The following is a 14,192-nucleotide window of genomic DNA, read 5'->3' as shown; positions in this document are numbered from 1 at the left end:
ATGCCTTCTATTGACCAGATATCCCGACAGCGGGCTGAAATATACCGCTGGTTCTCCGTTTTCTTTGCTCAGGAACTAAAGCAAGAGCAAATCGACGTATTGCAACAGCCGTCAACGGTTCAGCATTTACTCGCGCTGAAACTGACCCCGCCGTTAGAGCAGCCCGTTAGTCAGTTTCAAGGTTTTCTTAACCAAGCCCTCAAGCGACTGGATAATCAGCTCGAGCTGGCCGCTGACTATGGCACCCTATTTTTAATGCCGCCACCGGAGGGCGTATTGTTGTACGCCGGTTACTATCCGCCAAACACGCCGCAGGATAGCCGTTTAGCCATGTGGGAATATTTACGCTACATCGGCTATACCTGTAGCCAAAACGAGCCCCCCGATCATCTGGCGATTCAACTAGAAGTGCTGGCAACGCTCATCACCACTGAACCACCACTGGCTCAGCTAAACTTTATTCAGCAACGGTTACTCAACTGGCTGCCCCTGTTCGAACGGCGTTGCCAACAGCAGGACAAATTTGGATTCTATTCATCACTGTCATCTTTACTGGTGGCCTTTATTCAACAGGACATCATCCTATTAGACGAATGGGTAAGCTTAGAGGCACCGTGCCAATAAGCTCCTGAGAGAAGCGACTGATTTATTCCCGCTAACGGGTTATACTGCCGGTCGCTTTTATCCGAAAAATAGAGAATAAAATAATGGACGTGGTGAAGTACTCCTACAAAATAAACCGATTTTTCGTCCTGATGGTTGCCTGCTTCTTTGGCGGGCTCGCCAACTTCACCATCAACCGAATAGGCACCGCTGAGAGTGAATTGGCCGTTGGCAAATTAATAACGCTCACCGCCGGGCAAACTAAAAGCCTGCTAATTGTGGTGGTGGCAATATTTATCTTACTGGCATTGATGTCATTGACGGTGCTGGTTATCAGCTTTCTTCCCCGCCAGAACGTTGTTTTTTCTGCAGACGCGGTTAGCTACCCGACCAGCACGCTGCGTAACAAAACCGCCGTAATAAAATATGACGACATTCAGCAGCTACAGCGAGTGAATTCCCAGCATAACGAGGCCCTACAGATAACCACGACGCACGGGAAGTTTATGATTTTAAGAAGCATGCTGAAGAACGATAAAACCTTTGCTGAGATTTATGATTTACTCAAAAAAAGAACGGCAGTTTAATCAACTCGGGTCAGATTATTAACGGCCGCTATTAGTGGCGCGGGCGATAGGATAAAAAACCTTTGCCCGTTCGCGCTCAGCATAGCTTACCCCAATACCACGTTAGCCGACGGGCGCTGGCGAATGCGGTTTAAGTAAGGCAATAAATACCGTTGTTCTGCAAACAGTCTGGCGGAATGCGGTAGCTTCTCAAGATAGTCAAGCATCGGGATAAGGATCGCATCGGCAATGGTAAAATGCTCGGTTCTGAAAAACGGCTTAGCCCCTAGCTCTTTATCCAGCAACCCTAACAGCTTAATCACTTCAGGCTCGGCTGCCTGCACCGCCGCGGCATTAACGTTGCCATCGGCCCCTTTTGGAAACGCAAACTCTAACAAATAGCTACGCACCAAAACACGGTCTACGTATAAAGACAGACCGCTGGCCCACTGGTCAACGTCGGCCCGTTCGAGAGCCGAACCCGGCTGTAAATCAACGCCGTCGAAGGCGGTATCCAGATAGCGGCAAATTGACGCTGTTTCAAACAAACGCCGGTCGTTATGAATCACTACCGGCGCTTTGCCAAACGGGTGAAACTCAAACAGGCTTCCGTCACCAAAGCTTACCGTTTGTTCGCCAAAGGTGGTACCAAGGGTATAGCTTATCCCTTTCTCTTCACAACAAAGCTGAACGCTGCGCACAAACGTACTAAACTGCGGACCTAAAATATGTAACGGCTTTTCCATTAATGGCTCCGATATATTGGTGAATCGTCCTGGGGGCATTTAGTGACACTGTGACTAACATTAATCGCATCAGACGTTCGCCCTGCGCAGCCCGTATTCAGAGGAAATCGTGGGTTACATTACTTTTTATTCATCATTGCCTTTAAGTCGGCAAACGGATTATGGGTGGCTAACCCCTGATCTTTTTGGGCATCTTCACCGGCAATTACCGTCGAACCGTACAAATCAGCTTCGGTATATTTCGAGTGCTCATGGTCATGGCAAAACAGGCAAAGCATCTCCCAGTTACTTCCGTCTTCCGGATTATTCCCGTGGTCGTGATCGATATGGTGAACCGTCAGTTCACGTAGGTTGGAATAGACAAACTCTCGCGAACACTTACCGCATACCCACGGAAATAATTTCAGCGCTTTTTCTCTATAGCCACTCTCAAGCCTGACGTAGTTTTTTGGTATATAAGCCATCGCAAATCCTAAAGTTAATCGGTTTAACAAGCCCTATGACATAGGGCAAAACGGCGGCCTGATAAAGTCGTCAGGCCGCTAAACGGCAAATCACCTCTGCGCTATCACTGTACGGCGGCAAACGCTTCAGCAACGCGCTCAACGTTACTATCGTTAAGCCCGGTCAAACACATACGGCCATTCATTACTAAATAGATAGCAAACTCATTGCGTAGCCGAGCCACCTGATCCGGCGTTAATCCGGTGTAGCTGAACATACCGGTTTGCTTGACTAAGAAGCTTGGGTCCTTATCCGGCAGCGCCTTACTCATCACTTCAACCATTTGCTTACGCATTTTCAAAATACGCAGGCGCATCTCTTCAACTTCGGCTTCCCATGTGGTTCTTAGCAGGGGATCGGACAGCACCAGTGAAACAATTTGCGCACCGTGAATCGGTGGGCTGGAGTAGTTACGACGCACCGTTGCCTTTAGCTGGCCCAAAACTCTGGCCGCTTCATCGGCATTATTACAAAACACCGACAACCCGCCGCAGCGCTCGCCATAAATAGAAAAGTTTTTGGAATATGAATTGGAAAGTAAACAAGGCAAACCGGCCGCAGCTACCGCTCTGATTACATAGGCATCCTGAGCCAGACCGTGGCTAAAGCCCTGATACGCGATATCCATAAAGGCAATAAGTTGGCGCTCGGCCAGAACTTCAATGACTTTGTCCCACTGTTCAGGCACCAGATCGGCACCGGTTGGATTATGGCAACACGGATGCAGTAAAACGATGCTGTTAGCCGGCAACTTTTTCAGCGTAGCTAACATCAGTTCAAAAGCGACGCCTTTGGTTTCACTGTCGAAGTAAGGGTAACGGTTAACTTTGATCCCCGCCCCTTCAAAAATGGCTACGTGGTTATCCCAGGTCGGATTGCTGACCCATATTTGAGAATCGGGAAAATAGATTTTCAGAAAATCAGCGCCGACTTTAAGCGCTCCTGATCCGCCTAGGGTTTGTATGGTTGCCACGCGGTTCTCTGCCAAAGCCGAACTTTCATCACCCAACAATAATCTCTGAGTGACAGAACGGTATGAAGCCAGACCTTCCATTGGCAAATAAACTAAAGGATCGTGGTTAGTTTTAAACAGGCGCTCTTTAGCTTCAGCCACCGATTTCAGGATAGGGATCCGCCCTTGTTCATCGTAATAAAGGCCAATACTCAAATTGACTTTATTATCACGCGGGTCTTTACCAAAATCTTCCATAAGTGAAAGGATCGGATCACCGCCATATGCATTCACGTGTTCAAACATTCCCTACCCCTTAAATTAACTATTTCTTATTGACTGCGACGCTGGCTGCCAAACGCTTAACGTCATCATCGCCGTGACTGTTGTATCCGAAGAGTGTCTATTCAGGCTACTTTAATACATAACTGTCTAATACTACAAAAATTGAACTGATAACAAAGCGATATGTACAACATAGCGATAAAAAATGGGTCAGTCGCTTCCTGTGGCAATAGTGCTGGATAATTGATAACACAAATTGCTACCCTTATCACTTCGCATTATCAAAAGAAGCGCATTGTCATGGCAACTCCAACGGACGCTACCCATAGTCGTTATCAGCAACGCCAACGGCGCTTAAAAGAACACATTGATCGACAGGTCGCAGCGGCAACGGAAAGCCGCGGATTATTGCTGATATTCACCGGAAACGGTAAAGGCAAAAGTACCGCCGCATTCGGGACCATCGCACGGGCGGTTGGACACGGGCAAACAGCCGCCGTGATACAGTTTATTAAAGGCACTTGGGAATGCGGTGAACGTAATTTACTCGCCCAGCACGGGGTTGAGTTTCAGGTTATGGCAACCGGATTCACTTGGGATACCCAAAATAAAGCGGCCGATACGCTGGCCGCTCAGGCGGTATGGCAACACGGTAAACGCATGTTGGCCGATGAGTCACTTAGCCTAGTGGTATTGGACGAACTGACCTATATGCTGACCTATGGCTATATTGAGTTAGATGAAGTCATTGATGCATTAAACCGGCGTCCGACCGATCAGACCGTGATTATTACCGGCCGGGCATGTCATCGTGAATTAATTGAAATGGCCGATACCGTCAGTGAGTTAAGGCCGGTAAAGCATGCTTTCGAAGCGGGAATTCAGGCGAGACAAGGTATTGATTGGTAGGCAGACAGGGTAAAAATAGTCAGTAATCTAAAGCGGTTACTTAGATTACTGACTATGGATACTACCGATACGATGTTAAAAATCCACGTTATGCCAGATCGATAATGCAGGCAATCACCGGATGACCGTCAACCAGCACCGGTGGTCCACCACGATGTACTTTGTAGCCGAGGCCTTTAATAAGTCGTTCTACGGCCAACGGTGACACCGTAACTATGGTGGTGATATTGTATCTGGCCAGATAATTAATTGATTCTTTCAGTAAGCCAGCGGCAACAACTGATGAAAGGCTTCCTTTTTGCTTTTCCAGACTTGATGCATTTAAATCCAGAGCGGAAAACCGTGATATTTCCCAGACTGTTGGCGAACGAGGCGGCGGATTGCCGTTCAATAAATGAGGAAACACTTCGCTTAATAGATAGGGTTCAACGGTTGGCAATAGCCTAGAGCAGCCAATAATCTCTTTATCGCTATTTCTTGCTACAACATACACCGTATCAGGTTTATCAAACTGATCTCTTTCGTACCCTTTCGGGGTGTCTAACTCCCAACCAAGCTTCTCGACAAACACTTTATAGCGATAAACTGCCAGCTCATTTTCTAATCCATTGGGTAGGTCATGCGTAGATCCTGATATAAATTCCATATTCTGTATTCCTGCGTTATTAATAGGTAAAAATATATTAATAACATTGGATTACAGATAGTAACCTGACAGATCTACCAGCTATAAATGGGCTTTACCGGGTGATATTCTGAAGAATTTTACTCTCCCAACCAATCAGGCTGATTTTATGATCAATTAGCATCTGAGTATAAACCTCTTCATCCTCTGTAAGACCTTCATATTCATCAAGCAGAAAGGCAATATTGGTGAATGCAGGGCCGGTCTTTACATAACGGCATATCGAATTTTCATAGCGCAGCTCCCAATCCCAACCAATTGATACAATAGGGGAACTTTCACTTACCCATTCAGTATAGCCATTTATTACCGTCTCAATCCCGCCACTAAAGTGCGTACTTCTTGGCTCTTCGTACGCCGCCGAATAGAGGTGAACCAGCTCAAGATCTCTAAAAAAATCGGCGCTAATATTGATACGAAAGTCTTGCTTTAAAAACGTATTTCCATCAGTATTTTTTTTACAGATATTTTTTTTATCTTGCATTTCATCCCCTATTTTGTCCGATTTATCATTATCGACCAATATTCATTACTTAATTCATTTACAGCTTTCCGCTAAGCTATTAGTATAATAGCTAACTTAAATTGCCTATAACGCAGATTAATTAACCAATTAATTAGCTGAGTTTAGTTTATATGGCTATATGGTTGCAAAGAATCACCATATAATATTTATCTATATCTAATTTCCCGTATGAGTTTATTGATGTCAAAGGAAGGATTTTGAAAATTAATCTCTACAAGACCTATGAAAATTTATCAAAAACCAAGGATAAGGACGCATTTTTTACTGCATTACAAACCGCGGTCCATAGTTTAGGTTTTGAATATTGCGCTTATGGCATTAGGTCCATTTATCCCATCTCATCACATAAGACTTACGTCATTAATAACTACCCAGAAGATTGGAATCAAACCTACGTTGATAACAACTATCTGGAAATAGATCCTACCGTCAAACACGGATTACGTTCAACTCAAGCCTTATTCTGGGCCGACGACGTATTCAGAGAAGCGCCTTACTTTTGGGAGGAAGCCCGCTCTTTTGGTATCAAACAGGGAATATCTCAATCACAAAAGGATGAGAATGGCCGTATCAGCATGCTAACCTTTGCCAGCGATAATCCTGAACTGACCCAAAAAACGCTGATACTACAGGCCCCTTCTCTGATTTGGTTATCACAGCTGGCACATACCGGTTTGGCCGATAAAATGATGCCGCTGGAACCTATTGAAACTGAGCATAAATTAACCAAGCGGGAAATCGATATTCTCCGCTGGACGGCTGAAGGTAAAACGTCGAATGAAATCTCTATTCTGATGTCTATCAGCGACCGTACGGTCAATTTTCACATAAATAACGTGTTGAAAAAGCTATCCGCTTCCAATAAAACGGCGGCAACGGTAAAAGCAATGATGCTTAACCTGCTCTAAAACACGCTAGCCGGCATAATATAATTTCTGTTGAAATACCGACAGACTTATTAAGTCTTCTTCAATTCAATATGATTTTCAGCATAATATTTTTAGTTATACCAAAATAACGATCGATAAGATCGAATTAAATCAACTCCAACGCCTATCCCAATTATGTTTGATAAATGAAATCGGCCAGACTGTTTTTAGTATAAATATTGTAGAGCCTGATTCTAAAGGTCCTAACGCTGATTTAATCATAAGAAATTGGCTATATCATTGAATAAAAGCATAGGTTATTAAGACAATAATTCAATATTAAATGCTGCCCATGACGCCCTTTCCTACATAGAAATCAGTATCATGCAATATGATTGATATAATGTAATAAAATAAGTCAGTAAACTTTTGTTTGCCTAAGAATTGGCGACCATCTCAACTTAGGCTGACATTAAATGGATAATACGACCCGATACGACCATAATTTGGCTTTATTCATTTAGTTTTTAGTCATCATGCTGAGGAGCAAACCATGCCTTATGTCAACATTAAGATTACCAATGAAGGGGCAACTGCCGAGCAAAAAAAACGCTTAATTGAGGGCGTCACGGAACTGTTAGTCAAGGTGCTGAATAAAAACCCGGCTACAACGGTGGTTGTTATTGATGAAGTAGAAACCGATAACTGGGGAATTGGCGGCGTGCCGGTAACTGAATTAAGAAAGACAAAATAGCCAATCAGCGGTATCAATCTTGTTGACCGTTTACCGTTGGAAAAAACCTTCAATACGCCTTATGGAAGTTGAACCATCTGGCCGTTGATAAACGCAATAATATTATATTATTACGCTATCTCACATCAGGCGTGGAAACTCAGCTACGCCTGACGTAACAATAAATCACAGCATCCCCCGCCGCGAACTGCATGCTTTTTTCTCCTTTTCGCATAATTACTCATTGCAACCCACTGCACTGCTCCGTAAAATCAGCGCCTGCTTCTTATACCCGTATATTAAACGCCATAAGACCGCTTATAACGGCTAACCAGCCATCAAGTATCATCCGCTTTCTCAGGAATCTGACGTTGGAAAAAAAACTCGGCCTTACTACGCTAACCGCGCTGGTATTAAGCTCCATGCTGGGAGCCGGTATATTTAGTCTCCCGCAAAATATGGCTGAAGTCGCCAGCCCTGCTGCACTATTAATTGGTTGGGCGATAACCGGAACCGGAATCCTGTTTCTGGCCTTTGCACTCTTGACGCTTACCCGAATTCGCCCCGATCTGGAAGGCGGCATTTTTACCTATGCTAAAGAGGGTTTTGGTGAGCTGATTGGCTTTTGTTCGGCCTGGGGATATTGGGTTTGCGCCGTTGTCGCCAATCTGTCTTATCTGGTGATTGTTTTTGCGGCATTAAGCTTTTTTACCGATTCACCGGGCAACGTTATTTTTGGTGAAGGCAACACCTGGCAGGCAATGGTCGGCGCCTCCATTTTACTGTGGACCGTTCATAGCCTGATTCTGCGCGGCGTACAGACTGCGGCATTAATCAACCTGATAGCAACGCTCGCCAAGCTGTTGCCCATCGTACTGTTTATCATTCTAGCCTTATTAATATTCAAAATAGACACCTTTAAGCTCGACTTTACCGGTGTAGAATTGGGCACCCCCCTATGGCAGCAGGTAAAAAGTACCATGCTAATTACGCTGTGGGTGTTTATCGGCATTGAAGGTGCAGTTGTGGTTTCTAGCCGGGCACGGAATAAATCAGACGTAGGCCGCGCAACGGTTTTGGCGGTGCTGATGGCGCTGGTGGTTTATTTACTGATCACGCTGCTGGCACTGGGCGTGGTGCCGCGTACTGAACTGGCTGAAATGCGTAACCCGTCGATGTCGGGCGTAATGGTTATGATGATGGGCCCGTGGGGCGAAATTGTTATTGCCGCCGGGCTAATTATTTCCGTCAGCGCAGCCTACCTGAGCTGGACAATTATGGCGGCAGAAGTCCCGTTTCTGGCCGCTCAGCACGGCGCTTTTCCTCGAATTTTTAGTTACCAAAATGCCAAAGGGGCGTCATCGTCGTCTCTGTGGCTGACCAATGGCACCATACAGATTAGCCTGCTGCTAATTTGGCTGACCGGCAGCAATTACAATACGCTGCTGATTATTGCCTCTGAAATGATCCTGATTCCCTATTTTCTGGTGGGTGCATTCCTATTAAAAGAGGCCATTAAGCGCCGGAATTCTCGCTTATGCTTTGCCGCCGCCGGAGCCAGTATTTATGGCCTGTGGCTTATCTATGCATCGGGCTTAGATAACCTGTTTATGTCGGTCATGTTATACGTTCCGGGCATTTTAGTTTTCCTGTATGCTCGCTATAGCACGGTGGATAAGAAAAAGACCTTCAATATTGCGGAACGGGCGGTCATCCTTTCGCTGTTTATTCTGATGGTTCCCGCCGTCTGGATGACCGTTAAGATCTAAGCAAAAAATAACGCTCCCGGTTGTTAACCGCCGGAAGCGTTATTAGTCCTCGATTACTACTGGCCGCACAAGGCTATTAGTTACACCGTCACCTGCTCTATGGCCTGCGAAATCCGTTTCTCTGAAATGGGATATGGCGTTCCAAGCTGCTGAGCAAAAAAGCTCACCCTCAGTTCTTCTATCATCCAGCGAATATCTGTAATTTCAGGGGATACCGGCTTATGAGGCGGTAGCTTATTCACCAGTTGCTGATAGCTTTTCTGTACGTTCTCAACCTTAAGCATATGGGCCCGATCGCGGTGTGGGTCTATCGGTAGCTTTTCCATTCTGCGTTCAATGGCCTGCAGGTAGCGCAAGATATCGGGCAGATGTTTCCAGCCGCTTTGACAGACAAAACCGGGATAAATCAAACCATTTAGCTGAGCTTTAATATCGGACAGAGCCAGTGCCAGCGACATGTCTAAACGCCCTTTAAGCCGCTTATTGACGTTATGAGCAGTAGTCAAAATTTGCTCCACCTGCTGAGCAATTTCGACTACCGTTTCATTGAGTTCGGCGCGAATTTTCTCATGCAGATCGCTAAACCCCTGCTCCTGCCATGCCGGACCACCGTGCTCAGCAATCAGCTTATCTATGCCACAGGCAATACAGTCATCAATCAGATCCAGTACTTTGCCGAACGGATTAAAATACAGCCCCAGCTTGGCTTTATTTGGCAGCTTCTCATGCAGGTACTTCACCGGAGATGGAATGTTCAGTAGCAGCAATCGGCGGGTACCTTGCCACATTGCCAGCTGCTGTTCCTGCTCGGTTTCGAACAGCTGAATGCCTACGCTGCTCTTTTCATCAATCAGCGCCGGATAAGCCTTCACCGCATAACCGCCGCGCTTTTGCTCAAACACACCAGGCAGCGATCCAAACGACCATTCCTGTAAACCGTGCTGTTCAATGCCGTCATCGGCCACGGCGGACAGCGTTTCCTGTACCTGACCTTTAAGCTTTTGTTTCAGCGCCGGCAGATCGCTACCTTCGGCCAGCGTCTTGCCTTTATCATCAATGACCCGGAAAGTAATTTTCAGATGATCGGGAATCATATCCATTTGCCAGCTGTCGCGTAGCACCGTAACGCCCGTCATTCTGCGCAGTTCACGCTCCAGCGAATCCAGCAAACTCATCTCAAACGGCGTTGCCCGTTCCAGAAAAGCTTCCGCGTAGTTGGGTGCTGGCACAAAATTACGCCGGATCGGTTTAGGCAATGATTTAATCAATGCAATTATCAGCTCCCGGCGTAATCCCGGAATTTGCCAGTCAAAGCCCTCTTCCTGTACCTGATTAAGTATGGGCAGCGGAATATGCACCGTTACGCCATCGGCGTCGGCTCCTGGCTCAAACTGATAAGAAACCTTCAGCTTAACGTTGCCCTGATGCCAGCTATTGGGGTAGTCCAGCTCACTGACGTTACCGGCACCTTGTTTAATCAACATTGATTTCTCAAAGTTCAGTAAATCAGGCTGCCGTTTGGCTGTTTGCTTCCACCATTCGTCAAAATGGCGGCTAGAAACAACCTCTGCGCCAATACGCTGCTCGTAAAAGCCAAACAGAGTGTCGTCGTCGACCAGAATATCCCGGCGACGAGATTTATTTTCTAGCTCTTCCACTTCGGAAAGCAGGCGTAAATTAGCCTTGAAGAACGGATGGCGGGTTTGCCAGTCTCCTTCAACCAGCGCATGCCGAATAAACAGCTCACGGCTGACCTTAGGGTCAATCGCGCCATAGTTCACCTTGCGCTCCGCCACGATCGGTAGCCCGAACAGCGTGACCTTTTCGCTGGCGATGACGGCACCCTGCGATTTTTCCCAATGCGGTTCGCTATAAGAGCGTTTAATCAGGTGCTGAGCCATCGGCTCAATCCATTCAGGGTCGATGCGTGCCGCAATGCGCCCCCACAGGCGAGTTGTCTCAACCAGTTCAGCGACCATGATCCACTTAGGCGGTTTTTTAAACAGGCCTGACGCCGGAAATATTGAGAACCGGGCGTTACGTGCACCAGAAAACTCATGATTCTCAACGTCTTTTTGACCAATATGCGATAACAAACCCGACAATAACCCGATATGAATACTGCGAAAATCGGCCGGTATGCTGTTAACGGCAAAGCCCAGCTCTTTGACTACCTGCCGTAGCTGGGTGTAAACGTCTTGCCATTCCCGAACCCGTAGATAGTTGAGAAAGTCGGTTTTACATAGCTTGCGAAACTGACCGGAAGTGAGCTCGGTTTGCTGTTCTTTGAGATAATTCCATAGGTTTACAAAAGCAATAAAGTCAGAATCTTTATCGCTAAATCGCCGGTGTTTCTCATCGGACGCCTGCTGTTTCTCCAACGGGCGTTCGCGCGGGTCCTGAATCGACAGCGCAGAGGTAATAATCATCATCTCACGCACGCAGCCGTTCTTTTGCCCTTCTATCACCATTCGGGCCAGGCGCGGGTCAATCGGCAACTGAGCAAGCTGACGGCCAACCGCAGTTAATCGACTCTGCCCGTTACTTTGCTGAGTCATTGCGCCCAGCTCTTCTAACAGGCGAACGCCGTCGAGAATATTGCGTTTATCCGGGGCCTCAACGAACGGAAACGCGGCGATATCACCCAGCCCGATTGCGGTCATCTGCAAAATTACCGAGGCCAGATTGGTGCGCAATATTTCAGGATCGGTAAACTCAGGGCGGGAAAGGAAATCCTGCTCATCGTAAAGACGAATGCATACGCCGTCAGAAACCCGGCCGCAGCGCCCTTTACGCTGATTTGCCGAAGCCTGAGAAACCGGTTCGATCGGTAAACGCTGAACCTTAGTTCTGAAGCTATAGCGGCTAATACGGGCGGTGCCCGGATCGATAACGTATTTAATTCCCGGCACGGTGAGTGAGGTTTCGGCCACGTTAGTCGCCAGAATAATGCGCCGCCCGGTATGGGACTGAAAAACCTTATTTTGATCGCTATTCGACAAGCGGGCATACAGCGGCAGAACTTCGGTATGCGGCAGATCCTGCTTATTCAGCGCATCCGCGGTATCGCGAATCTCTCGCTCCCCGCTCATAAACACCAGAATATCGCCGGGAGCCTCATGCATTAGCTCATCAACCGCGTCGAGAATAGCCTGCTGTTGATCTCTGTCACCGTCGTCAGAATCATCAACAATCGGTCGATAGCGGACTTCTACCGGATAGGTTCGACCGGATACTTCAATAATTGGCGCTTGGTTAAAATGGCGGGAAAAGCGCTGAGGATCGATCGTCGCGGAGGTAATAATGACTTTCAGATCCGGGCGTTTTGGCAACAGTTGACGTAAATAGCCCAGAATAAAGTCGATATTTAGGCTGCGCTCGTGGGCTTCATCAATGATGATGGTATCGTAGCGGCTGAGGAAACGGTCTTGCTGAATTTCAGCCAGCAAAATACCGTCGGTCATCAGCTTAACCAGCGTATTTTCACCCATCCGATCGTTAAAGCGAACCTTATAGCCAATACTGCTGCCCAACGTCACGTCCAGCTCTTCAGCTATACGGCTGGCAACCGATCTGGCAGCCAATCGCCGCGGTTGAGTATGGCCAATAATGCCTTTTACTCCGCGCCCTAACTCCAGACATATTTTGGGGATCTGAGTGGTTTTACCTGACCCGGTTTCGCCGGCAATAATCACTACCTGATGGTCGCGAATGGCGGCCAGCAGCTCATCTTTTTTCTGACTAACCGGTAAATTTTCCGGATAGCTGATTTTGGGGCAGCTCGCCCTGCGGGTTGCAACGCGCTGCATGCCTATATCAAGGTCGCGCTGAATTTCGGCTACGGCGGCTAGTAGTTTATCTTGGTCAGTTATTTTGCGGGCGTTCTCTATGTTACGATATAAACGCCGCTGCTCGTGGAGCATCAGTTGACTAATTTGACCGGACAGTCCGGCAAGCGGGGATTTCACTATCTACAATCCTGGATTCTTATTCATTTATTGACTGCTATTAGCGCTATATTACCACAATCCTGAGATCTGAATTGATTCATCAATTTGCCCATTCATTCAAAATAATCGAATAAGCATGTCTAATTATTAAACTATCAAGTTCATTTTAATGTGAATATTATGTTTTCAATATTGGAGAATCTGTCATTGATCAACACAATCAAGGAAATCAATCATGAGTAAAGTTCTAGTTATCAAATCAAGCATTCTGTCTAATTATTCTCAATCGAATATCTTAGCTGATTTTTTTGTAGAACAGTGGAAACAAGAACATCCGGCTGACGTTATTACCGTTCGCGATTTAGCAGCTAACCCAATTCCGGTGTTAGACGGTGAGTTAGTTGGAGCCATGCGCCCTTCTGACGTACAGCTGACTCCACGCCAGCAAAGCGCGCTGGACCTGTCTAATACGCTGATTGAAGAGTTAAAAAATACTGACGTTATCGTAATGGGTGCGCCAATGTATAACTTTAATATTTCGACCCAGCTTAAAAACTATTTTGACCTGATTGCTCGTGCCGACGTTACCTTCCGCTACACCGAAAAAGGTCCTGAAGGTTTGATCACCGGTAAGAAAGTTTATATCCTGACTAGCCGCGGCGGTATCCATAAAGACACGCCTACCGATTTAGTCGCTCCGTATTTGAAGCTATTCTTAGGTTTTATCGGTATCACTGACGTTGAGTTTGTGTTCCAAGAAGGTATCGCTTACGGTCCTGAAGTTGCTCAGAAAGCACAGGATGACGCCAAGTCCCATATCCAGCAACACGTTAGCGCTTAATATATTTGCTGCTTGAACGTAAAAAAGGCCCCTGAATTTCAGGTAATGCCAGTCAGTTAAGCAACTGACTGGCTTTTTTGTTCCTAGCTTTGCCATATTTATGCGGCCTTTCCTTCACCACTCTAGAAAAGGCCCTTTCTCTTCGTACCGGCAGCTTCACCATTTTTCCCATACTCTCCAGATCCCGCATCAACTCAGGGATACGGCCCGGTGACGCACCCTGTAACGTCATCAGCATCCGCATCACCATCCCA

13 protein-coding genes and 1 pseudogene are annotated in these 14,192 nt (G+C 46.7%); 7 read left to right on the top strand and 7 right to left on the bottom strand.

Annotated features, from left to right (window positions below):
• Both torD and GVI43_RS07645 read left to right on the top strand, forming a co-directional pair.
• Positions 1-624 carry a molecular chaperone TorD gene (torD, locus tag GVI43_RS07650; protein ID WP_159566281.1) on the top strand — a complete coding sequence of 208 codons (624 nt, stop codon included), beginning with the start codon at positions 1-3 and terminating at the stop codon, positions 622-624.
• A gap of 83 nt (positions 625-707) precedes the next feature.
• Complete coding sequence (locus tag GVI43_RS07645; protein WP_159566280.1) at positions 708-1,190, top strand: hypothetical protein; 483 nt, start codon at positions 708-710, stop codon at positions 1,188-1,190.
• A gap of 86 nt (positions 1,191-1,276) precedes the next feature.
• Here GVI43_RS07645 and GVI43_RS07640 read toward each other — a convergent pair whose 3' ends face one another.
• The 3 genes from GVI43_RS07640 to GVI43_RS07630 form a co-directional block, all read right to left on the bottom strand.
• The gene (locus GVI43_RS07640) at positions 1,277-1,915 is read right to left on the bottom strand and encodes a glutathione S-transferase family protein (protein WP_159566279.1); all 639 of its coding nucleotides are present in this window, start codon (positions 1,913-1,915) and stop codon (positions 1,277-1,279) included.
• A 119-nt stretch (positions 1,916-2,034) separates the two neighbouring features.
• Positions 2,035-2,379, bottom strand: coding sequence for an HNH nuclease YajD (gene yajD, locus GVI43_RS07635; RefSeq protein WP_159566278.1), 345 nt, complete (start codon positions 2,377-2,379; stop codon positions 2,035-2,037).
• A gap of 104 nt (positions 2,380-2,483) precedes the next feature.
• Positions 2,484-3,677 (bottom strand): amino acid aminotransferase, encoded by a 1,194-nt coding sequence (locus GVI43_RS07630; protein WP_159566277.1) that lies wholly within the window; start codon positions 3,675-3,677, stop codon positions 2,484-2,486.
• Positions 3,678-3,956: 279 nt separating this feature from the next.
• On the opposite strand from GVI43_RS07630, the gene cobO reads away from it, so the two are divergent.
• Positions 3,957-4,565, top strand: a complete 609-nt coding sequence (gene cobO / locus GVI43_RS07625; protein ID WP_159566276.1) for a cob(I)yrinic acid a,c-diamide adenosyltransferase — start codon at positions 3,957-3,959, stop codon at positions 4,563-4,565.
• A gap of 88 nt (positions 4,566-4,653) precedes the next feature.
• On the opposite strand, the gene GVI43_RS07620 is transcribed toward cobO, so the two are convergent.
• Both GVI43_RS07620 and GVI43_RS07615 read right to left on the bottom strand, forming a co-directional pair.
• Positions 4,654-5,211 (bottom strand): acyl-homoserine-lactone synthase, encoded by a 558-nt coding sequence (locus GVI43_RS07620; RefSeq protein WP_159566275.1) that lies wholly within the window; start codon positions 5,209-5,211, stop codon positions 4,654-4,656.
• A 94-nt stretch (positions 5,212-5,305) separates the two neighbouring features.
• Positions 5,306-5,734: a DUF4902 domain-containing protein gene (locus GVI43_RS07615; protein WP_159566274.1), complete on the bottom strand. Its 429-nt coding sequence runs from the start codon at positions 5,732-5,734 to the stop codon at positions 5,306-5,308.
• Between the two features lie 239 nt (positions 5,735-5,973).
• Between GVI43_RS07615 and GVI43_RS07610 the strand changes: the two genes are divergently transcribed.
• The 3 genes from GVI43_RS07610 (at position 5,974) to GVI43_RS07600 (ending at position 9,147) form a co-directional block, all read left to right on the top strand.
• Entirely contained in the window at positions 5,974-6,684 is a 711-nt protein-coding gene (locus GVI43_RS07610) for an autoinducer binding domain-containing protein (RefSeq protein ID WP_159566273.1), read from the top strand.
• A gap of 514 nt (positions 6,685-7,198) precedes the next feature.
• Positions 7,199-7,399, top strand: coding sequence for a 2-hydroxymuconate tautomerase family protein (locus GVI43_RS07605; RefSeq protein ID WP_159566272.1), 201 nt, complete (start codon positions 7,199-7,201; stop codon positions 7,397-7,399).
• 350 nt (positions 7,400-7,749) lie between these two features.
• Positions 7,750-9,147, top strand: coding sequence for an amino acid permease (locus GVI43_RS07600; RefSeq protein WP_159566271.1), 1,398 nt, complete (start codon positions 7,750-7,752; stop codon positions 9,145-9,147).
• 80 nt (positions 9,148-9,227) lie between these two features.
• Here the strand turns inward: GVI43_RS07600 and hrpA are convergent, their stop codons facing one another.
• A complete protein-coding gene (hrpA, locus tag GVI43_RS07595) occupies positions 9,228-13,082 on the bottom strand; it encodes an ATP-dependent RNA helicase HrpA (RefSeq protein WP_425482135.1) in 3,855 nt (1,284 codons plus the stop codon).
• Positions 13,083-13,332: 250 nt separating this feature from the next.
• Between hrpA and GVI43_RS07590 the strand changes: the two genes are divergently transcribed.
• Positions 13,333-13,938, top strand: a complete 606-nt coding sequence (locus GVI43_RS07590; RefSeq protein WP_159566269.1) for an FMN-dependent NADH-azoreductase — start codon at positions 13,333-13,335, stop codon at positions 13,936-13,938.
• A 52-nt stretch (positions 13,939-13,990) separates the two neighbouring features.
• On the opposite strand, the pseudogene GVI43_RS07585 reads toward GVI43_RS07590, so the two are convergent.
• Positions 13,991-14,192 (bottom strand): annotated as a pseudogene (locus GVI43_RS07585) (IS4 family transposase); the annotation flags it as partial.

The sequence above is a fragment of the Budvicia diplopodorum genome (assembly GCF_009800925.1).
GTDB lineage: Bacteria > Pseudomonadota > Gammaproteobacteria > Enterobacterales > Enterobacteriaceae > Budvicia > Budvicia diplopodorum.
The sequence above is the reverse complement of the archived record's forward strand: the minus strand, read 5'-3'. Positions and strand labels throughout refer to the sequence as shown.